This window comes from Geodermatophilus sp. SYSU D01105 (assembly GCF_054050095.1).
Genome location: NZ_JBJGYR010000032.1, coordinates 16,975 through 38,032, shown reverse-complemented (window position 1 = coordinate 38,032; position 21,058 = coordinate 16,975). Strand labels below are relative to the sequence as shown.

At 75.3% G+C, this 21,058-nt stretch carries 18 protein-coding genes; 11 read left to right on the top strand and 7 right to left on the bottom strand.

The window, feature by feature from the left end:
* Window positions 1-24 precede the first annotated feature (24 nt).
* Complete coding sequence (locus tag ACI79I_RS22395; protein ID WP_456994530.1) at window positions 25-717, bottom strand: nucleoside/nucleotide kinase family protein; 693 nt, start codon at window positions 715-717, stop codon at window positions 25-27.
* A 220-nt stretch (window positions 718-937) separates the two neighbouring features.
* Here ACI79I_RS22395 and ACI79I_RS22390 point away from each other — a divergent pair, with 220 nt between their 5' ends.
* From ACI79I_RS22390 to ACI79I_RS22380, 3 genes are read left to right on the top strand one after another with little or no spacing between them, the layout of a single operon-like run.
* Complete coding sequence (locus ACI79I_RS22390) at window positions 938-1,666, top strand: SDR family oxidoreductase (RefSeq protein WP_456994529.1); 729 nt, start codon at window positions 938-940, stop codon at window positions 1,664-1,666.
* Between the two features lie 43 nt (window positions 1,667-1,709).
* Window positions 1,710-2,831 (top strand): LacI family DNA-binding transcriptional regulator, encoded by a 1,122-nt coding sequence (locus tag ACI79I_RS22385; RefSeq protein ID WP_456994528.1) that lies wholly within the window; start codon window positions 1,710-1,712, stop codon window positions 2,829-2,831.
* Window positions 2,828-4,309 (top strand): mannitol dehydrogenase family protein, encoded by a 1,482-nt coding sequence (locus ACI79I_RS22380; RefSeq protein WP_456994527.1) that lies wholly within the window; start codon window positions 2,828-2,830, stop codon window positions 4,307-4,309. The genes ACI79I_RS22385 and ACI79I_RS22380 overlap by 4 nt, the downstream gene beginning before the upstream one ends.
* Before the next feature lie 3 nt (window positions 4,310-4,312).
* Here the strand turns inward: ACI79I_RS22380 and ACI79I_RS22375 are convergent, their stop codons facing one another.
* The 4 genes from ACI79I_RS22375 to ACI79I_RS22360 form a co-directional block, all read right to left on the bottom strand.
* On the bottom strand, window positions 4,313-5,281 hold the full coding sequence (locus tag ACI79I_RS22375; RefSeq protein WP_456994526.1) for an NAD-dependent epimerase/dehydratase family protein: 969 nt from the start codon (window positions 5,279-5,281) through the stop codon (window positions 4,313-4,315).
* The gene (locus ACI79I_RS22370) at window positions 5,278-7,851 is read right to left on the bottom strand and encodes an alpha/beta fold hydrolase (RefSeq protein ID WP_456994525.1); all 2,574 of its coding nucleotides are present in this window, start codon (window positions 7,849-7,851) and stop codon (window positions 5,278-5,280) included. The genes ACI79I_RS22375 and ACI79I_RS22370 overlap by 4 nt, the downstream gene beginning before the upstream one ends.
* A complete protein-coding gene (locus ACI79I_RS22365) occupies window positions 7,848-8,873 on the bottom strand; it encodes a 3-oxoacyl-ACP synthase III (RefSeq protein WP_456994524.1) in 1,026 nt (341 codons plus the stop codon). The genes ACI79I_RS22370 and ACI79I_RS22365 overlap by 4 nt, the downstream gene beginning before the upstream one ends.
* A 204-nt stretch (window positions 8,874-9,077) precedes the next feature.
* A complete protein-coding gene (locus ACI79I_RS22360; protein ID WP_456994523.1) occupies window positions 9,078-9,677 on the bottom strand; it encodes a CAP domain-containing protein in 600 nt (199 codons plus the stop codon).
* Between the two features lie 328 nt (window positions 9,678-10,005).
* On the opposite strand from ACI79I_RS22360, the gene ACI79I_RS22355 reads away from it, so the two are divergent.
* A complete protein-coding gene (locus ACI79I_RS22355) occupies window positions 10,006-11,232 on the top strand; it encodes a 3-deoxy-7-phosphoheptulonate synthase (protein ID WP_456994522.1) in 1,227 nt (408 codons plus the stop codon).
* Window positions 11,233-11,246: 14 nt separating this feature from the next.
* Here the strand turns inward: ACI79I_RS22355 and ACI79I_RS22350 are convergent, their stop codons facing one another.
* On the bottom strand, window positions 11,247-12,161 hold the full coding sequence (locus tag ACI79I_RS22350) for a LysR substrate-binding domain-containing protein (protein WP_456994521.1): 915 nt from the start codon (window positions 12,159-12,161) through the stop codon (window positions 11,247-11,249).
* A gap of 107 nt (window positions 12,162-12,268) precedes the next feature.
* Here ACI79I_RS22350 and mdlC point away from each other — a divergent pair, with 107 nt between their 5' ends.
* The 6 genes from mdlC (at window position 12,269) to ACI79I_RS22320 (ending at window position 19,660) form a co-directional block, all read left to right on the top strand.
* Window positions 12,269-13,861 (top strand): benzoylformate decarboxylase, encoded by a 1,593-nt coding sequence (gene mdlC / locus ACI79I_RS22345; protein ID WP_456994520.1) that lies wholly within the window; start codon window positions 12,269-12,271, stop codon window positions 13,859-13,861.
* A gap of 44 nt (window positions 13,862-13,905) precedes the next feature.
* Entirely contained in the window at window positions 13,906-14,865 is a 960-nt protein-coding gene (locus tag ACI79I_RS22340; protein WP_456994519.1) for an ABC transporter substrate-binding protein, read from the top strand.
* 82 nt (window positions 14,866-14,947) lie between these two features.
* Window positions 14,948-16,867, top strand: a complete 1,920-nt coding sequence (locus tag ACI79I_RS22335) for an FAD-binding monooxygenase (protein WP_456994518.1) — start codon at window positions 14,948-14,950, stop codon at window positions 16,865-16,867.
* Between the two features lie 109 nt (window positions 16,868-16,976).
* Window positions 16,977-17,681, top strand: coding sequence for a 3-oxoacyl-[acyl-carrier-protein] reductase (gene fabG / locus ACI79I_RS22330; RefSeq protein WP_456994517.1), 705 nt, complete (start codon window positions 16,977-16,979; stop codon window positions 17,679-17,681).
* Complete coding sequence (fabI, locus tag ACI79I_RS22325; RefSeq protein ID WP_456994516.1) at window positions 17,681-18,454, top strand: enoyl-ACP reductase FabI; 774 nt, start codon at window positions 17,681-17,683, stop codon at window positions 18,452-18,454. Before fabG ends, fabI begins: the two co-directional genes overlap by 1 nt.
* A gap of 39 nt (window positions 18,455-18,493) precedes the next feature.
* On the top strand, window positions 18,494-19,660 hold the full coding sequence (locus tag ACI79I_RS22320) for a ferrochelatase (RefSeq protein WP_456994515.1): 1,167 nt from the start codon (window positions 18,494-18,496) through the stop codon (window positions 19,658-19,660).
* Between the two features lie 94 nt (window positions 19,661-19,754).
* Here the strand turns inward: ACI79I_RS22320 and ACI79I_RS22315 are convergent, their stop codons facing one another.
* Complete coding sequence (locus ACI79I_RS22315) at window positions 19,755-20,492, bottom strand: hypothetical protein (RefSeq protein WP_456994514.1); 738 nt, start codon at window positions 20,490-20,492, stop codon at window positions 19,755-19,757.
* Between the two features lie 86 nt (window positions 20,493-20,578).
* Here ACI79I_RS22315 and ACI79I_RS22310 point away from each other — a divergent pair, with 86 nt between their 5' ends.
* Window positions 20,579-21,022 (top strand): NfeD family protein, encoded by a 444-nt coding sequence (locus ACI79I_RS22310; RefSeq protein WP_456994513.1) that lies wholly within the window; start codon window positions 20,579-20,581, stop codon window positions 21,020-21,022.
* Window positions 21,023-21,058: the final 36 nt, after the last annotated feature.

Here is a 21,058-nt window from a genome sequence, read left to right as displayed (position 1 = left end):
TCGTCGCGTCGAGGGCCGGAGGCCTCAGGCCGGGACGTCGGGAGGCGTCTCCGGCACGTGCAGGTGCACGACCAGGTCGGCGCGCGACCGCGACGTCTCGACCGTGCGGCCGTTGCGCCCGTCGACGGTGCGCACCCAGTCCTCGGCCGCCCGCGGCTCGTGCCCGTACGAGAGCCGCCGGCGGAGGAGGCGCTGCTCGCGCACCTCCGGGGGGACGTCGAGGTACCACACCTCGTCCAGGCACGCGCGCACCGCCGACCAGCCGTGCTCCGCCAGGAGCAGGTAGTTGCCCTCGGTGAGCACCAGCGGGGTGGCCGGGGGGACCGGGACGGCGCTGCCGATGGGCTCCTCGAGCCCGCGGTCGAAGACCGGCCCGTAGACCGGCGCGTCCGACGGCGTCCGCAGCCGGGTGAGCAGGGCGACGTAGCCGTCCACGTCGAAGGTGTCCGGCGCGCCCTTGCGGTCCCGGCGCCCGAGACGTCGCAGCTCGACGTTGGCGTAGTGGAACCCGTCCATCCCGACCAGGGCCGCCCGCTCGCCGAGCGCGGCGTGCAGGGCCGCGCACAGCGTCGACTTGCCCGCTCCGGGCGCGCCGGTGATGCCGAGGATGCGCCGGGTGCCCGGACGCGCCAGGGCCGCGGCCCGGTCGACCAGCTGCTCGACCGTCGCGCGGACGACCGGTGGCGACCCGGTGCCCGACGGTGCTGCCTCGTGCACGGTCCACGTCCTCTCCGTCCGGACGCCGGCCGATCCGGGGACGGGCGGCGGCAGCGGTCCTGCGGCACGGTAGGGACGGCTCGACAACGATGTCAACGGCAGGGCGCCGATCCCCATGTCACCGGTGACATGGCGGCTCCCGTGTGGTTGCATCGCCGCAGCACCGGCTCGGCGAGACGGCGGTGCCGACCGCGCAGGACTGCTGAGGAGATGTGCTGACATGACCGACTTCAACGGCCGCACCGTCCTGGTCACCGGGGCCACCGGCGGCATCGGCGGGGCCACGGTCCGTCAGCTCGTGGCGGCCGGCGCCGACGTCATCGCCAGCGGCCGGTCGGTCGAGGGCCTGGAGGCGCTGTCCGCCGAGACCGGCGCCCGGCCCCTGCCGTTCGACCTCACCTCCGAGGAGAGCGTCCGCTCGGCGCTGGAGGGGCTCGACCTGTGGGGCGTGGTCAACTGCGGCGGCTTCGGCGGGGAGATCGCCACCCCGATGGAGACCGACATCGCCGTCTTCGACGAGGTCATCAGCATCAACGCCCGCGGTGCGCTGCTCGTGACCAAGTACGCCTCCGCCTCGATGATCCGCCTCGGCCAGGGCGGTGCCATCGTCAACGTCTCCAGCCAGGCGAGCCTCGTGGCGCTGTCCGGCCACATCTCCTACGGGTCCTCGAAGGCGGCGCTGGACAACATCACCCGCGTCTCGGCCCTCGAGCTGGGCAGGTACGGGATCCGCGTCAACAGCGTGAACCCGACCGTGGTGATGACCGAGATGTCGGCGTGGTACTGGGGCCGCCCGGACATCGAGGGGCCCTTCCTGGACCAGATGCCGCTCGGCCGGTGGGCGACCGAGGAGGAGATCGCCGCGCCGATCGTGTTCCTGCTCAGCGACGGGGCCTCGATGATCACCGGCGTGTCCCTGCCGATCGACGGCGGCTACACCGCCCGCTGAGCCCGGGTCGGGGTCGCCTGCCCGGCACGGGACCGACACCGTCATGACGACGATGCGGGACGTCGCCGCCCGCGCCCGGGTCAGCGCCAAGACGGTGTCGCGGGTCTTCAACGACGACCCGCACGTCCTCCCGGAGACCCGGGCGCGGGTGACCGAGGCACTCCGCGAGCTCGGCTACGTCCCCAACTCGCTGGCCCGCAGCTTCCGCACCGGCCGGCCGCCGGCCCTGGGCGTGGCCGTGCCCGACCTCGCCGACCCGTTCTTCGCCGCGCTCACCCAGGCCGTGGAGGAGGTCGCCACCGGCGCCGACCTGGCCGTCGTGGTGAGCAGTCTCGGGTACGACCCCCGGCGCGAGGCCGGCACCCTGGACTCGCTGCTGCGCCGCTCGCTGAGCGGGCTCGTCGTCGCCCCGACGTCGCAGGACCACAGCGGGCTGGGGACCTGGGCCGCCCGCCTCCCCGTCGTCTTCGTCGACCGCCCACCGCACGGCCTGGCCGCGGACGCCTTCACCGGGGACGACCGGGCGGGCGGCCGGATGGCCACCGCGCACCTGGTCGCCCACGGCCACCGGGAGATCGCCTTCGTCGGCGACAGCCCGCGGATGTCCACCACCGCCGAGCGGCTGGCCGGTCACCGCGCGGCGCTGGTGGACGCGGGGATCGAGCCGAGCGACGAGCTGGTCGCCTTCGGCGCGTCGGACGCCGCGAGCGCCGCGCGCGTGGTCGGCCGGCTCCGCCGGGCCGCGCGACCGCCGACGGCGCTGGTGAGCGCCGACGCCCGCACGACGATGACGCTGGTCCCGGCGCTGGCCGGCAGCACCTGGGCCGTCGTCGGCTTCGGCGACTTCCCGATGGCCCACATGCTCACGCCGGCGCTGACCGTCGTCGACCAGGACCCCGTCGCGCTGGGGCGGCTGGCCGCCGAACGCGTGGTCGCGCGGCTCGCGGCACCCGAGCGACGGTTCCGCCGGCACACGGTCACCCCGGTCCGGCTCGTGGAACGGCGGTCGTGCTGGTCCCCGGCGGACGCGTCGGTCCTGTTCCCCGGCTCCGCACCGGGCTCGGGCACCGCCACCTCCCAGGTCGGGGCCACCTCGCCGGACGCCGACGACCACCGTCCCGCTCCACCCCCGTCCCCGCCGCTCGCAGAGGAGCCCCCGCCGTGACCACCCCGCTGCGTCAGTCGACCCTGGCCACGTTGCCCAAGGCGGTGCGGCGCCCGGCCTACGACCGCTCCGCGGCCGTCACCGGCGTCGTCCACCTCGGGGTCGGTGGCTTCCACCGCTCGCACCAGGCGGTGTACCTCGACCGCCTGCTCGGCCGGGGGCACGCCGGCTGGGGCATCACCGGTGTCGGTGTCCTCGCCGTCGACCGGCCGCTGCACGCGGCGCTCCGGGCCCAGGACGGGCTCTACACCCTGGTGCTCAAGGCCCCGGACGGGTCGATCGAGCCCTCCGTGGTCGGCTCCCTGCTGGACCTGCTGCTGCTCGACGACGACCCCGAGGCCGTCCTGGCGGTCATGGCCGCGCCGACGACGCACGTGGTGACCATGACCATCACCGAGGGTGGCTACAGCACCGACAAGGCCACCGGCCGCTTCCGGCCGGACGACGCGCTGACCGCCGACCTCGCCGCGCCGGTGCCGCGCACCGCCTTCGGGCTGCTGACCGAGGCGCTGCGCCGGCGACGCGTTGCCGGGACCCCGCCCTTCACCGTCATCTCGTGCGACAACGTCGAGAGCAACGGCGACCTGGCCCGCCAGACCCTGGTCGAGTTCGCCCGCCTGCAGCAGGCGCGCACCGGCGGCGACCTCGCGGAGTGGATCGCCGCCTCCGTCGCCTTCCCCAACTCCATGGTCGACCGGATCACCCCGGCCACCACCGACGAGGACCGTCGGCGGCTGACGGCCGAGACCGGCGTCGTCGACGCGTGGCCGGTCGTGGCCGAGCCGTACCTGCAGTGGGTGCTGGAGGACCGGTTCAGTGACGCGCGCCCGCCCCTGGAGGAGGTGGGGGTCCAGCTCGTCGAGGACGTCCGCCCGTACGAGCTGATGAAGCTGCGGCTGCTCAACGCCAGCCACCAGGTCATGTCCTACCTGGGCTACCTGGCCGGGCACCGCCGCGTCGACGAGGTGCTCGCCGACCCGCTGTTCGCCGCGCTGGTCGAGCGCTACACGCGCCTCGAGGCGACACCCACCCTGCCCCCGGTGCCGGACACGGACCTGGCCGCCTACCGGCGCACCCTGCTGGAGCGCTTCGCCAACCCGGCCGTCAGCGACACGCTGGCCCGCAACTGCGCCGAGGGGTCCGAGCGGATCGCCACCTTCGTCCTGCCCGTCGTCCGCGACCTGCTCGCCCAGGGCCGCCCGTGCGACCTCGCCGTGCTCGCCGTCGCGGCGTGGGCGCGGTACGCGGCGGGGGTCGACGAGGACGGCGACCCGATCGTCGTGGTGGACGCCCGCCTGGAGCAGCTGACGCCGCTGCTGCGCCGCCGGTCCGAGGACCCGCTCGCCGTCCTCAGCTGCGGGGAGGTGTTCGGCGACCTGGCCGACGACGAGCGCTTCCGGCGCGCCTACGGCCGGGCGGTGGAGCTGCTGGACCGGCTCGGCGCCCGCGGCGCGGTGGCCGCCGTCCTCCCTGCGTGACCGTCAGGCCCGGCGGTACCACTCGGCCAGCCGGGAGAACCCCTCCTCGAGGCCGACCCGCGGCCGCCACCCCAGCGCCGCCCGGGTCCGCCGCTGGTCGAACCAGTGGGCGGTGGCCAGCTGCTCGGCCAGGAAGCGGGTGAGCGGGGGGACCGACCGGCGGCGCGTCACCGCCCAGACCCCCTCCGCCGCGGCACCGGCGGCCCAGGCCGCGGCGAACGGCACCCGGCGTCGTGGCCCGGGGACGCCGGCGGCCCGGCACAGTCGGCCGAGGACCTCGGCCACCGGGCGTGGCTCGCCGTTGGAGACGACCAGGGCCTCGCCGTGCACCGGTCCGCACGCGTCCACGGCGGCGACCAGCGCGGCCGCGGCGTTGTCGACGTAGGTCGTGTCGATGAGGGCCACGCCCGAGCCGATCACCGGCAGCCGCCCGGCCTGCGCCCGCTCGACGATGCGCGCCACCAGCTGGGGATCACCGGGCCCCCACACCAGGTGCGGGCGGAGCGCCAGCACGGCCAGCGACGGGGAGTCCGCGGCGAGCGCGTCGAGCTCGGCCACGGCCTTGGAGCGTGCGTAGCGGCCGCGGGCCCGCGCGGGGTCGGCCGGCTCGGCGCCCACCCCGGTCAGCGCCGTCCCGGCGTGGGCCACCGACGGGGAGGAGACGTGCACCAGCCGGCCCACCCCCGCGGCCCGGCAGGCGGCGAGGACGGCCCGGGTGCCCTCGATGTTGGCGTGCGCGTACTGCGCCCACGGCCCGGTGACGTCGACCTTCGCGGCCAGGTGCAGCACGGCGTCCTGGCCCTGCGCGGCCCGGCCGACCACGGCCGGGTCCGCGACGTCCCCCAGCACCTCGCGGCACGGCAGGCCGGAGGGACGGCGCTGCAGGACCGTCACCTCGTCGCCGCGCTCGAGCAGCCCGGTGGCCGTGGCCCGGCCGAGCATCCCGCTCGCCCCGGTGACCAGGACCCTCACGGGCGGGGGGACCGGGCGCCGGCGAGCACCCGTGCGGCCCGGCGGGCGACCTCGCTCCGGTCGACCTTCGACTGGTGGCGGATGTCCACCGGCAGCCGCGCGGCGGTCAGCACCGCGGCGACGTCGACGCCCGCGACCGCGCGGACGGCGTCGGCGGTGTCGGCGTCGGCGAGCCGCAGGCGTGCTCCCCGGCCGCGCCGGTCCGGGCTGCCCGACGGCACGACGACCACCACGACGACCTGCGCGCCGACCGGTCCGACGCCGACCGCCGCGGCGGCCGACACCCCGGGCAGCCCCTCGACCCGCTGCTCGATCCCGACCGGGGTCACCACCCCGGAGGCCGTGGGGACCACGTGCTGGAGACGCCCCTCGATCCACAGCCGGCCGTCCGCGTCCAGGTGCCCGACGTCGCCGGTGCGGTGCCAGCCGGGGTCCCGCGACGTCCTCCGCTCCAGCGCCCACAGCGCGTCGTAGCGGTCCTTGACGTGCGCGGCCTGCACGCAGACCTCGCCCGGGACGCCCGGGCGGGCGGTGAGCTCGCCGTCGGCCGACCCGTCGGGGGACAGGGGGCTGACCCGCACCCGGACGCCGGGGAGGGGGCGGCCCACGCAGACGCCCTCGCCGGTGCCGGCGGCCTCGATGCCGGCGAGGGAGACGTCGGTGACCGGCAGGACCTCGGTCATCCCGTACGGGGTGTGCGCGTCGGCGGTGGGGAGGACCGCCCGCAGCGACCGCAGCAGGGCCGCCGGGACCGGCGCGCCGGCGGACATGAGCAGCCGGATCCCGGCCAGGGCCGCGCGCTGTGCCGCCGACAGCTCCGCTGCGCTGGCCACGACCCGCCGCAGCGCCGCGGGCGAGGCGAAGACCACCGTCGCGTCGACGGCCGCCGCGGCGTCGGCCAGCGCGGCGGCGGTCAGCGAGCCGGGCGCGGTCACGTCGACGTCCGGGACCGCCGACCCGATGCCGAGCGCCGGCCCGAGGATCGCGAACGGCGCGAACGCGGCCACGATCCGGTCGTCGGCGGTGAGGCCGTAGGTGGACCGCACGAGCTCGAGCTGGGCCGCGGCCTGGCGGTGCGTGTAGACGACGCCCTTGGCCGGTCCGGTCGCCCCCGAGGTGAACAGGACGGCGCAGTCGGCGTCCAGCGGGGCCTCGGCGGGCGCCGGCGCCGACCGGCCGAGGACCTCCAGGTCGTCGAGTGCGTGGGCGGCGCCCAGGGTCCGCAGCCCGGCCCGGCCGACCCGGCCGGCGGCGACGCGGGTGCCGGGCAGGCCCATCAGGCGGGCCGCGGTCAGGCCCGTGCGGCTGCCGATCACGGCGTCGACGGCCGCGCTGCGCAGGGCGCGGCGCATCCCGGCGAACCCGAGGCCCTTGTCCGCGACGACGACGACGGCACCCGCGCGCCACACCGCGTACACCGCGGCGGTGAGGTCGGCCGACGGCTCCACGAGGAGCGCGACGCGGCAGCCGGGGCGGACGCCGGCCGCGGCCAGCCCCGCGGCCAGGCTCGCCACCCGCCGGGCCAGCTGCGACCAGGTCACCGGAGCGCCGCCGACCTCGACGACCGCGGGGGCGTCGTCGCCGGCCCGTTCCTCCAGGGCGGACCACAGGCGGCGCCCGCCGTCCGCCACGGGGCGGGCCGGCTGTCCGGCGGGGCCGCTCCCCAGGTCGGCGACCCACTGCACCACCGCGTCGGCGTACTGCGGGGCGTCCTCGGGGAGCAGGTGGGAGGCGCCCTCGTAGCGGTGCAGCCGGGCCCGGGGGAGACGGCTGCGCAGGTCGGCCAGGTACCGCTCGCCGAAGACCGGGTCGCGGGGGCCCCACAGCAGCAGCGCCGGGACGTCCAGCGACCGGATGCCCTCGGCGACCGCCTCCTGCACCGGCCGGGACGGGTGGTCCGGCGAGAACGGGATGTCGGCGACGAAGTCCCCGACCGACCGCCGGCGCGCCGCCGTCGCGTAGGGGGCGGCGAAGGCGCGCCGGACGTCGGCGGGCAGCGCCGGCCGGGACAGCGCCGTCGTCGCCCGGACGAACACCGGTGTGCCCACGGTCACCGCCGCGCGCACACCCGGGAGGTGGGCGAGCCGGATGAGCGCCGGGCCGAGGTCGCCCTCGGGCATGGCGACGGCGGTGTTGGCCAGGACGACGCCGCGCAGGTCCTGCCGGTGCTCCAGCGCCCACCCCAGGGAGATGACGCCACCCCAGTCGTGCCCGACGGTGACCACCGGGCCGCTGACGCCGAGCGCCGCGGTGAGGTCGCCGAGGTCGGCCAGCCGCTGCTGCAACGACCTCGGCCCGGGCAGCCGCTCGGACCAGCCCATGCCGAGCTGGTCGGGGGCGACGACCCGCCAGCCCGGCGGGGCCGCGGCCAGCAGCCGGCGCCACAGGTAGGACCAGGTCGGGTTGCCGTGGACGCACAGCAGGGTGCCGACCGGGTCGGGGACGCCGTTGTCGAGGACGTGCCAGGTGTGCTTGACGCCGGAGCTGTCCGGGACGTCGACCAGGCGGGACCAGGCGGGGTCCAGACCGGGGAGTGCGGGCGGGAGGGTCGCCGCGTCCTCCGCCCTCACCAGGCGATCTCGAGGCACGCGGCGTTGAGGCCCGAGCCGATCCCCATGAGCAGCACCCGGTCACCGTCGACCAGCGAGTCCTGCTCGCCGGCGAGCGTGAAGGGGACCGACGCCGGGCCGAGGTTGCCGCGGGTCGGGAACGTCGTCGGCACCCGGGCGGGGTCGACGGAGAACCGGTCGCACATGGCCTGGGTGTGCACCTTGGACACCTGGTGCATGACGTAGCGGCTCATGCCCTGCGCCCAGTCGAACTCGTCCGCGGCGTCGGCCCACATCTGCAGGGAGAGGTCCAGGCCGGCGTCGAGGAGGCCCTTGAGGTCGGTCCGCATCATGTCGTTGTCGCCGACGCACAGCTCGTGGTGCTCGCTGCCCGCCCGGCTCACCGACCCGACGAGGCGGTGCCCCTCCGGGTGCCGGTCGGCGCGGCCGAGCACCATGGCGACGGCACCGGAGCCCAGGGTCAGGGTCGCGAACTGCGCCAGCACGTCCTTGGACACGGTGTCCGGGCGGTTGAGCCGGTCGATCGTGCGCTCCTGCACGGGGCGGGAGTCCTCGCCGTTGACGATCAGCGCGTGCTCCACCAGCCCGGAGTCGATCATCGCGGCGGCCAGTTCCATGCCGTTGACGAAGCCCAGGCAGGCGTTGGTCACGTCGAAGTTCTGGCACGACCGCGGCAGGCCCAGCGCGTGGTGCACCGCGACCGCGGTCGAGGGCTCCAGGTACTTCCGGCTGACCGAGGTGTTGATCATCACGCCGATCCCGGCCGGGTCGACGCCGCTCTCGCTGATCGCCTTGGCCCCGGCGGTGGCGGCGCCCTCGACGAAGCTGACCCCCTCGGCCCACCAGCGCCGCTCCCGGATGCCGGCGAGGCGCTCGAGCAGGCCCGGACGCAGCCCCACCCGCCGGTAGGTGTCGGCGAGGGCGTCGTCGAACGCGTCCGAGCTGATCACCCGGGAGGCGTCAGCGGTCTGCACGGTCAGGACCGCCGTGTTGGTGAAGCGGTGTGTGGCGTTGTTGCTCATCTGCGACGTCCAGTCCTCCAAGGGCAGACGTACTGGTCCGCCGCGCCCTCTTTCATCGGCCACTACCCGACCGGTCCACCGCTATTCCACCGGCCGTCGCCGCACGGCCTCGGCACCGGTCAGGGGAGCCGCGACCGGTGCGGACGAGGACCCGCATGGCGGGGGTGCCGGTGCGCACACCCCCGACCGTAGGACACCGCCCGGTCAGGAGGTGCCGAACATGACCGTCCAGTAGCCCTGCTCGGCGTTGACGCCCTGGTAGGCCCACCCGACCCCGAAGGTGGTGTAGTCGGGGCTGAGCAGCAACGCGTTGTGCGGCGGGGAGTTCTTCCACCCCTCCAGCGCCGCGGGGCCGGACCCGTAGTAGTAGGGGTCCTCGGCCGTGCCGCCCTCACCGAAGTACTTGATCTCCCCGATCGGCCCGGTGTAGCCGCCGCAGAACTCCGCGCGCTCCGCGGGGCCCATGCCGCGGGTGTCGGTGTGGCTGGTGGGCTGGCCGTCGGTGCGGGTGGCGGAGTCGAGCGCGCCCCACATGGTCGGGCGGCGGAGGGGCTCGGAGGGCGCCAGGGCGGCCAGGCCGTTCTGCGTGCGGTAGGCGTTGATGTTGTCCGCCACCCACTGCTCGTCGGCGTCCCACTGCAGCCCCAGCTGGTCCGGGCCGGAGCCGTAGCCCATGTAGGCGCAGTCCTCCGGCGCGGCGACGGCGGCGCCGGCGGGGACGAGGACCAGGCCGCCGGCCAGGACGGCGGTGGCGGCGGCGGTCGGGATGGTGCGGCCGGTGGGGCGGCGCGTGCGGCTGGTCATGGTGACCTCATCGGGTCGTGGGGACGGGACTCGGGTCGAGCGGCCGCGGCGAGGGGACGCGCCGGGACCACGCCTGCGCGGGGTGCTGGTGGTGGCGCGGACTCGGCCGCGGGCACCCCGCCGAGGAGACGCAGCAGGGGCAGGCGGAGCAGGCCAGGAGACGGCGGGTGCTCCGCGGAGGGGCGTTCGTCGTGCTGGCGGACCGGTGAGCGCTCGCGCGACAGCGTGGTCCCGGGCGCGTCGTCCCGACAGGGTCCTTGTGCTCACCCCCGGGCGCCGTCGGGGCGGCCCCCGGCCGCAGCCCGTCGCGGTCGTGGAGAGTGGGGGCATGCAGGCTCTCCTCCCGGCCGACCGGATCCTGGACGTGGCGACGCGGATCGCCGACCAGTTGCTGGAGGTCCAGACGCGGGTCAACGGGCAGATCGACGCCGCGCTGGCGGAGCTGCTGCCCGGGGTCGTGCAGCGGCTCGGGGTCGGACCGGCCGACGACGTCGACCTCTCCGACCTGGTCAACGCCCGGATCACCGGCCTGAGCGTCGTCGTGACGCCCGCGGCGGTCGCCACCGTCGTCCCGCTGTCGGCTGCGTCGGCGGCCACGACGCGCGCCGGGCGCCGTGCCATGACCGACGTCCTCACCGGTGCCGACGACCGGCTGGCCGTCATCGCCGGCCCCTGCTCGATCCACGACCCGGCCGCCGCCGTGGAGTACGCCGGCTTCCTCGCCCGCATGCGGGAACGGCACGGCGACGACCTCGAGATCCTGATGCGGACCTACACGGAGAAGCCGAGGACCGAGGTCGACTGGAAGGGGTTCGCCTACGACCCGTTCCTCGACGGGTCCAGCCGCATCAGCGTGGGGCTGGTCGCCACGCGGGTGCTCATGTGCCAGATCACCGCGCTGGGCGTGCCGGTGGCCGCGGAACCGCTCAACGCGCTGACGCCGCAGTACGTCAACGGGCTGGTCACCTACAACGGCGTCGGCGCCCGCAACGTCACCGACCAGACCGCCCGGGAGCGCGTGTCCGGCTTCTCGTCCGTCGTCGGCTTCAAGAACTCGCCGGAGGGCAGCGTCGAGGCCGCCATCTCGGCCGTCGTCGCCGCGCGGGCTCCGCACGAGTTCCTCGGTGTCGACTCCCACGGGGTCTCCGCCCAGCTGTCGACGACGGGCAACGACACCGGCCACGTCATCCTGCGCGGCGCCGCGGACGGTCCGAACTACTCGGCCGCGCACATCGCGGACACGAAGCGGAGGCTGGCGGCGCGGGGCCTGCCGGAGGTGGTCGTCGTCGACGCCTCCCACGGCAACAGCCAGAAGGACCACCTGCGCCAGATCGAGGTCGTGCGCGACCTGGCCGGGCAGGTCGCGGCCGGCGAGCGGGGGATCCGGGGCGTGATGGTGGAGAGCAACCTCGTGGCCGGCCGGCAGGACCTCGACCGCCGCCGTCCCGAGGCCCTGGAGTACGGCAAGAGCGTCACCGACGCCTGCGTCGACCTCGAGACGACGGAGGAACTGCTCGCCGAGCTGGCCGGCGCCGCCCGCGCCCGGCGGGGCTGACGGGGGGTCCCCGGTCAGGCGGGGGCGGGCGTGCCGGACCCTGACCGCAGCGCCGTGAGGATGACCCGGCGGAACCACAGCTGGGCCGCCGTCTCCCGGTGGCGCGCCTGCCAGTACAGCCGCACCTCGAACGTCGGGATGGGGAACGGCGGCTCGACGACCACGAGCGGCCGGCCGCCGAGGACGGTGTGCCCGGCGTACACGGGGAAGATCGCGATGAGGTTGCACCGGTCGACCAGGTGCGGGAGCGCCGAGAAGTGCGGCACCGTGACCGTCGTCCTCCGGTCCAGGTGCAGGTCGGCCAGGATCCGCTCGGCCAGCCGGTGGCCGGTGCTGGCGGCGACCACGGCGTGCCGGCCGGCCTGGAAGTCCTCCAGCGTCATGCGGCCGTCGACGAGCGGGAAGTCCTCCCGGACCAGGCAGCCGTAGCTGTCCTCCAGGACCACGGTGCTGCGCAGGTCGCCGGGGACCGGCGTGCTCGCGATCGCCGCGTCGACCCGCCCGGCGGTCAGCCACTCGGCGACGCGCTCGAAGTCCATCGGGACCACCTCGAGCTCGGCGGACGGCGCCTCCCGCGCCAGCTGCTCCAGGATGCGCGGCAGCAGGCTCATCTCGCCGACGTCGGTGAGGCAGATGCGGAACCGCCGCGTGGCGGTGGCGGGGTCGAACCGCCGGGTGCTCTCCACCGTGAGGTCGATGCCGCGGAGGGCGGTGCGGAAGCCGGCGTGCAGCTCCGCGGCCACGGCGGTCGGCTCCATGCCGGAACGGCCGCGGACGAACAGCGGGTCGCCGAAGTGGTGCCGGAGCCGGGAGAGCGCGTGGCTGACCGTCGGCTGGGTCACCTGCAGGGCCTGAGCCGTGCGGGTGAGGTTCCCGGTCTCGTAGACCGACACCAGGGTCCGCACGAGGTTGAGGTCCAGCTCCGCCACGGGCAGCACCATAGACCGCGTCTATGCCGCCGATGCCACGACATTCATTGGACCCCCGGGCCGGCTCCTCCCTACGCTCCGGCGGACCCGATCCCGAGGAGCTGCCGGTGTCGACCGTCCGCACGACCACGTACGACCTCCTGCGCCGGGAGGGCCTGACCACGATCTTCGGCAACCCCGGGTCGAACGAGCTGCCCTTCCTGGCGGGCATGCCCGAGGACTTCCGCTACGTCCTCGGCCTGCACGAGGGGGCGGTCCTGGGGATGGCCGACGGGTACGCCATGGCCTCCGGGCGCCCGGCCTTCGTCAACCTGCACGCCGCCGCCGGGACGGGCAACGCCATGGGCGCGCTCACCAACGCGGTCGCCGCGCACACGCCGCTGGTCGTCACCGCCGGGCAGCAGGTCCGGGCCACGCTGGGGGTCGAGCCGCTGCTGGCGATCGCCGAGCCGGCGCAGCTGCCCCGCCCGCTGGTGAAGTGGAGTGCCGAGCCGGCCAGCGCCACCGACGTCCCGCGGACCATCAGCCAGGCGGTGCACACCGCGCGGCTCGAGCCGCAGGGGCCGGTCTTCGTCTCCGTCCCCTACGACGACTGGGCGCACGAGGCCGGGCCGGACAGCGAGCACCTGGCCGCGCACGCCGTCACCCAGGCCGCGTGGCCGTCCCCGGCCCAGGTCGAGGAGCTGGTCGCCGTCCTGTCCGCGGCGCAGAACCCGGTGCTCGTGGTCGGGGGAGCGGTGGACGCCGCGGAGGCCAACGGGGCGGCCGTCGCGCTCGCCGAGCGGCTGCGGATGCCCGCCTGGATCGCGCCGTCGGTGTCCCGGTGCCCGTTCCCCACCCGGCACGCCTCCTTCCGCGGGGTCCTCCCGGCCGCGGTCCGGGGCATCTCCACGCTGCTGGCCGGCCACGACCTCGTCGTCGTCCTCGGGGCGCCGGTCTTCCGTTACCACCAGTACGACCCGGGCCAGTACCTGCCCGAGGGCGCCCGCCTGGTGCACGTCACCTCCGACCCCGCGGAGGCCACCCGCGCACCGATGGGCACGGCCCTGGTCGGCGACCTGCGCGCCGTCCTCGAGGCGGTCCTGGAGCGGCTGCCCGAGGCCGACCGCCCGATGCCAGCGGCCCGCCCGGTCCCCGAGCTGCCGGAGGAGCGGCCCGGCGCGCTGACGCCGGCCGAGGTGTTCAGCGTGGTGGACGCCGCCACACCGGAGGACGTCGTCTACGTCAAGGAGTCGACGTCGACCACGGGGGTCTTCTGGGACCACGTCGACATCCGGCACCCGCGCAGCTTCTTCTTCCCGGCGGCCGGCGGCCTGGGCTTCGGCATGCCCGCGGCCGTGGGCGCCGCCCTGGCCCGCCCCGAGCGCCGCGTCGTCGCGCTCATCGGTGACGGTTCGGCCCACTACGGCATCACCGCGCTGTGGACGGCCGCCGCCTACCGCGTGCCGGTCGTCTTCGTCGTCCTCAAGAACGGCACGTACGCCGCGCTCAAGGCCTTCGCCGGCTACATGGGCCTGCCCGACGTGCCCGGCCTCGACATCGGCGGCATCGACCACTGCGCGATCGCGGAGGGCTACGGCGTCACGGCCACGCGGGTCGACGACCGGGCGGGCCTCGACAAGGCGCTCCGCGGGGCGCTGGCCGGTGACGGGCCGGTGCTCATCGAGGTGCCGACGGCCTCGACCAACCCGTTCGACTGACCCCCCTCCCCGCCCCCGACCGCACCTCGAAGGGACCCCCCGCGATGAGACGATCAGCGCTGATCTCCGTGCTCGCCCTCTCCCTGGCCACGCTGAGTGCCTGCGGCTCCGACGAGCCGCAGTCCGCCGGCGCAACCGGGGAGGGCGGCACCACGGCCATCACCGTGGGGGCGCTCCCGGTCCCGGACGCGGCGGCCGTCCACGTCGGCATCGACCAGGGCTTCTTCGCCGAGGAGGGGCTCGACGTCACCGTGCAGTCCACCACCGGCGGTGCCGCCGCGGTCCCCGGCGTCGTGTCCGGGGACTACGCCTTCGCCTTCGGCAACTACATGTCCGGCATGGTGGCCAAGGACCAGGGGCTGCCGCTCCAGTACGTCACCAACGCCGCGGCCGCGACGGAGACCGGTGGCTTCCAGGCCGTCGTCGTGCCGAGCGACTCGCCGATCCAGACGCCGGCGGACCTGGCCGGCAAGCGGGTGTCGGTGAACAACCTGGCCAACATCAACGACACCACCATCCGCGGCGTCGTCGACGCCGACGGCGGCGACTCGTCGACCATCCAGTTCCTCGAGGTGGCGTTCCCGGACGCACTGGCGGCCGTCGTCAACGGCGACGTCGACGCCGCGACGGTCAACCCGTGGACCGAGGGGATGGCGGCGACGAACGACCTGCGCGTGGTCACCTACAACTTCACCGACTTCGTGCCCGACCTCGACATCGCCGGCTGGTTCACCACCCAGGAGACCATCCAGAGCCAGCCGGAGCTGGTGGAGGCGTTCCAGACGGCGATGAACCGGGCGCTGGAGTTCTGCCAGCAGAACCCCGACGAGGTCCGCCGGGTCATCGGCACCTACACGCAGCTGCCCCCGGAGCTGATCGCCGACCTGGCGCTGCCGGTCTACCGCACGGACGTGAACCGGGAGGCGCTGACCGCGCTGGGCGCGGCCGCGGTCGAGTACGGCACCCTCAAGGCGGAACCGGACCTCGACGCGCTGCTCTGGTGACCCCGACGGGCGCCCGGGAGGTCGCGGGGAGGGAACGGTCGGCTCGCGCGACGGCGCCGGGCCGGAGCTCGAGGAGGCCAGCGTGCAGTTCTACCTGAACGGCTACCACCCCGGTGACCCGGAGCTGCCGCCCGGCGAGGAGGAGCTCGCCGGGCGGCCGCCCGGGGAGCTCCCGGCCGAGGTGGACGTCCTCGTCGTCGGCTCCGGACCGGCCGGCCTGGTGCTGGCCGCCCAGCTGGCGGCCTTCCGGGGCATCACCACCCGGGTCGTGGAGCGCCGGCCCGGCCCGCTCGAGCTCGGCCAGGCCGACGGCGTCGCCTGCCGGTCGGTGGAGATGTTCGAGGCCTTCGGCATCACCGATCGGCTGCTCCGGGAGGCGTACTGGGTCAACGAGACCGTCTTCTGGCGACCGGAGGACCGGGACCGCACACGCATCGAGCGCAGCGGCCGGATCCAGGACGTCGAGGACGGCCTGTCGGAGATGCCGCACGTCATCGTCAACCAGGCGCGCATCCAGCAGCACCTGCTCGACCTCATGCGGCGCTCGCCCGGTCACGTGACGCCGGACTACGGGCTCGAGGTCCGCGACGTCGTCGTCGGTGACTCGGGCGACCACCCCGTCGAGGTCACCCTCGTCCGGACCGACCCCGGACGGGAGGGCGAGGAGGTGACCGTCCGCGCCCGCTACGTCGTCGGCTGCGACGGTGCGCGCAGCGCGGTGCGCCGGGCGATCGGCCGGGAGCTGCGCGGTGACTCGGCCAACCAGGCCTGGGGCGTCATGGACGTCCTCGCCGTGACCGACTTCCCGGACATCCGGTTCAAGGCGGTGATCCAGTCCGAGGCCGGCAACATCGTGCTCATCCCGCGGGAGGGCGGCTACCTCGTCCGGTTCTACATCGAGCTCGAGGACCTCGCGCCCGGCGAGCGCGTGGCGGCGCGGGGGATCACCGTCGACCGGCTGATCGAGGCGGCCCGGGAGATCCTCCACCCGTACACGCTCGACGTGCGGGACGTCGTCTGGTGGTCGGTGTACGAGATCGGCCAGCGGCTCACCGACGCGTTCGACGACGTCCCCGCCGACCAGGCCGGCTCCCGCCTGCCGCGGGTGTTCATCGCCGGCGACGCCTGCCACACGCACAGCCCGAAGGCCGGGCAGGGCATGAACGTCGGGATGCAGGACGGGTTCAACCTGGGCTGGAAGCTCGCCGCCGTCCTGGAGGGGCGCGCCACGCCGGAACTGCTGCGCACCTACTCCGCCGAGCGCCAGGCGGTGGCGCAGCGGCTGATCGACTTCGACCGCGAGTGGGCGGCGAAGCACAGCGCCCGGCCGACGGGGGCCGCGGGCGACGAGGGGGGCGCCCCGGACCTGCAGCGCCTCTACTCCGAGCAGGGCCGGTTCACCGCCGGCGTGGCGACGCACTACGAGCCCTCCCTGATCACCGGCGCGGCCACCTCGCAGGACCTCGCCAAGGGCTTCGTCATCGGCGAGCGCTTCCACTCCGCGCCCGTGGTCCGCCTCGCCGACGCCAAGCGGGTGCACCTCGGGCACGTGGCACAGGCCGACGGCCGCTGGCGGCTCTACGCGTTCGCCGACGCGGCCGACCCGCGCGGTGCGGACTCGCGGCTGCGTGCACTGTGCGAGTTCCTCGCGGAGTCGGCGGACTCCCCGGTCCGCCGCTACACGCCCGACGGCGCCGACGTCGACGCGGTGTTCGACCTGCGCGCGGTGGTCCAGCAGGGCCACCGGGAGCTGTCGGTCACCGGGCTGCCCTCGCTGCTGCTGCCGCGCAAGGGCCGCTTCGGGCTCGTCGACCACGAGAAGGTCTTCTGTCCCGACCTCAAGTCCGGGGCCGACGTGTTCGACCTGCGCGGCATCGACCGCGCGCAGGGGTGCCTGGTCGTCGTCCGCCCCGACCAGTACGTCGCGACGGTCCTGCCCCTGGACGGCACCGCCGAGCTCGGCGAGTTCTTCGCCGGGTTCATGGTCGACGCCCGCCCCTGAACCGGCGCCGTCGGCCCGGTCGGGCCGCGTCGCCCGCTCCGCGGGTGTGACCTGCGCCCACCGACTAGGTTCGGCACCCGACGGAGTGGTCGGCGCAGGGGAGTGGCACGTGGGCAGGTCGGTGCTCGTGACCGGGGGCAACCGGGGGATCGGGCTGGCCATCGCCCGCTCCTTCGCCGAGCAGGGTGACTCCGTGGCGGTCACCCACCGCGGCAGCGGGGCGCCCGACGGCCTGTTCGGCGTCCGGTGCGACGTCACCAGCGCCGAGGACGTCGACCGGGCGTTCAGCGAGGTCGAGGAGCACCAGGGCCCCGTGGAGGTGCTGGTGAGCAACGCCGGGATCACCCGTGACGGGCTGCTCATGCGGATGAAGGAGGAGGACTTCGCCGACGTCCTCGACGCCAACCTCACCGCCGCCTACCGGGTGTCCAAGCGGGCCGCGGCCAAGATGGTGCGGGCGCGGCAGGGCCGGATGGTCTTCATCTCCTCGGTCGTCGGTCTGCTCGGCTCGGCCGGGCAGACCAACTACGCGGCGTCGAAGGCCGGGCTCGTCGGCCTGGCCCGCTCGATCGCCCGGGAGCTGGGCAGTCGCGGCATCACCGCCAACGTGGTGGCCCCGGGCTTCGTGGAGACGGACATGACGGCGGCGCTGCCGGAGAAGCGGCAGCAGGAGATCCTCGGGCAGGTGCCGCTGGGGCGGTACGCCTCGGCGGAGGAGATCGCGGGCGTGGTGCGCTTCCTGGCGAGCGACGCGGCCGGCTACATCACCGGGGCGGTCGTCCCGGTCGACGGCGGACTGGGAATGGGGCACTGATGAGCGGCATCCTCGAGGGGAAGAAGATCCTCGTCACCGGCGTGCTGACCGAGGCGTCGATCGCGTACGCGACCGCCCGGCTCGCCCAGGAGCAGGGCGCCACCGTCGTCCTGTCCAACTTCGGCCGCGCCCTGTCGCTGTGCCAGCGGATCGCCAAGCGGCTGCCGCAGGAGGCGCCGGTGATCGAGCTGGACGTCACGAACACCGAGCACCTGTCGACGCTGGCCGACCGACTGCGCGAGCACGTGGGCGACACCCTCGACGGCGTCGTCCACTCGATCGGCTTCGCCCCGCAGGAGGCCATGGGGGAGGGCTTCCCGGAGGTCGCGTGGGAGCACGCGGCCACGGCCTTCCAGGTGTCGACCTGGTCCATGGCCTCGCTCACCCAGGCCTGCCGCCCGCTGTTCGGCGACACCGCCTCCGTCGTCGGGCTGACCTTCGACGCCACCGTCGCCTGGCCGGTCTACGGCTGGATGGGCGCGGCCAAGGCCGCGCTCGAGTCGACCTCCCGCTACCTGGCCCGCGAGCTGGGCCCCGAGGGCGTGCGGGTCAACCTGGTCGCCGCCGGCCCGCTGCGCAGCATGGCGATGAAGTCCATCCCCGGCAGCGCCCAGTTCGAGGAGGCGTGGGAGGCCCGGGCCCCGCTCGGCTGGTCGGTCACCGACACCGAGCCCGCCGGCAAGGCCGTCGTCGCCCTGCTGTCGGACTGGTTCCCCGCGACCACCGGCGAGATCGTGCACGTCGACGGGGGCTTCCACGCCGTGGGCGTGTGAGCCGCCCCCTCCCGTCGTCCCCGCCAGAGAGAGAACCCCGTGCCCCGCTCCACCGTCGAGATCACCCCTGCCGGCCAGCGTCCCGACGAGGAGCCGTCGCTGGCCGTCCGCAACAACGGCGGGGTCCTGCCGTCGGCCGGCCCCGCGCCCGCCGGGCGCCGGGACGCGCTGCTGCTCCTGTCCTTCGGCGGGCCCGAGGGCCACGACGACGTGATGCCGTTCCTCGAGAACGTCACCCGCGGCCGCGGGATCCCCCGGGCGCGGCTGGAGGAGGTCGCCGAGCACTACCACCACTTCGGTGGCGTCAGCCCGATCAACGAGCAGAACAAGGCGCTGCTGGCGGCGCTGGAGGCCGAGTTGCCCTCGGCCGGGGTGGACCTGCCGGTCTACTGGGGCAACCGCAACTGGGCTCCCTACGTCGAGGACGTCTGGCAGCAGATGGCCGACGACGGCATCGAGCACGTCTACGTGCTGGCCACCTCGGCCTACGCCTCGTTCTCCGGTTGCCGCCAGTACCACGAGGACGTCGCCCGGGCGCGGGCCGCGCTCTCCGGTGACGCCGCCACGCCGGGCGGGCCGACCGCGGAGAAGCTGCCGCACTACTTCGACACGGCCGGCTTCGTGCGGGCCAACGCCGATGCCCTGGCCGCGGCCCTGGCGACCCTGCCCGAGGACGTCCGGGGCACGGCGCGGCTGGTGGCGACCGCGCACAGCATCCCGGACTCCATGGCCGCCGTCGCGGGCCCGGCCGGCGGCGCCTACCAGGCCGAGTTGCTCGTGACCGCGCAGAAGGTCGTGGACGCCGCCGCCCCCGGCCGGCCCTTCGACCTGGCCTGGCAGAGCCGCAGCGGCCCACCGTCGGTGCCGTGGCTCGAGCCCGACGTCAACGACCACCTGCGGGCGCTGGCCGAGCGCGGGGTGACCGCCGTCGTCCTCTTCCCGGTGGGCTTCGTGAGCGACCACCTCGAGGTCGTCTGGGACCTCGACAACGAGGCGCGGCAGACCGCGCAGGAGCTCGGGCTGGCCTTCGCCCGCGCCGCGACCGCCGGCACGCACCCGGCGTTCGTCCGCTCGCTGGTCGAGCTGCTCGGCGAGCGCCGGGCCGGTGGCCCGCCGCGCCTGGGCACGAGCTGCCCGGCGGCCTGCTGCCATGTCCGACGTCGGCCCACCGGCCTCCACCGCGGCCCGGAGCCGTCCCCGGCCTGAGCTGAGCCCCACCCGTGTCCGAGTGGGGAGGCCTCCGGCCCCCGCGACCGGTCCACCGCAACGCGGCTCACGGCGGCGGCCCGAGCGGGACGGACTACCTCGGGATGGCGTTGTAGGCGGCGGTGATCGCGTCGCGCACGGCCTCGCCCAGCGGGCGCAGCGCGTCGTCGCGGGCCGCCGCCTGGCCGTGGGTGACCGCGCCTCCGGGGGCGTCGGTGAGCGCGAGGTCCAGCACCCGGGCCAGCCGCTGCGCGCGGGCCAGCAACGACAGCGCCAGGGGGTCGGAGCCGGGCGGCATCCCGGGGACGTGCGCGGCCTGGGACAGCCCCGCCAACAGCGCCGGGACCTCCGGGTGCCAGCGGGCGAGGTCCAGCCGGACCAGCGTCCGGGCCGCGTCGGAGACCGCCAGGTCGAGTGCGCCGGACGCCGCGCGCAGCGTCCCCTCGACCGGCGACGGCACGTGCGGGGCGCCGTCCAGGGGGAAGGCTGTCCACTGGACGGCCTCGGGCCCGAGCGGCTCGGGCACCAGCGCGAGGTGGTCGCCGACGGCGGCCTGTCCGGACTCCAGCGCCAGCTCGTTCAGCCCCGGGACGCGCGGCAGCCCGCGGACGTCGCCGGGCACGGGGAGGACGAGGCGGACCCGGCGCTCGCCCAGGCCGCGGAGCGCGGTGAGGGCCCAGCCGAGGGGGACCGCCTCGTCGGTACCGGGGAGACCGGAGACCCGGTGGGCGGTGTCGCCGACCAGCGCGTCGAGCGCCTCGTCGTAGGAACTGCGGCCGGAGAGCCAGGCGGTCGCCCAGATCGCGAACCGGCCGGCGGGGAAGTCGTGCACCCAGCGAGGTTATGACGGGCCCCCGGCCAGGTGACGATGGTGTTGAGATCCATCACGATGCCGTCCGCTTCTGCGAGAGTGATCACGTGGACGCCTGGCTGCTGTGGCTCATCGCATCGGGCCTGTTCGCCGCGGGTGAGATGGCGAGCCTGGACCTCGTGCTGCTCATGTTCGCCGGCGGCGCGCTCGGCGGGATGACCGTCGCCCTGCTCGGCGGCGCGGTGGGGCTGCAACTGGTCGGCTTCATCGTCGTCTCGGCGGTCCTGCTGGCGCTGGTCCGGCCGCTGGCCAAGCGGCACCTCACCCAGCGCACGCCGGAGCAGCTGGACGGCGTCGCCACGCTGATCGGCCGGACGGCGAAGGTGACCCAGGCGGTCGACGGGCACGGCGGCCGGATCCGGCTGGGTGCCGACGAGTGGACCGCCCGCAGCCAGTACGGCGGCGAGGCCTTCCCGGTGGGCACCACCGTCCGGATCCTCCAGGTCGACGGGGCCACGGCCGTCGTCGGCGACGCCCTCGAGCTGGAGTGACGCCCACCCCTCAAGGCCTGACCCGCACCACCCCGA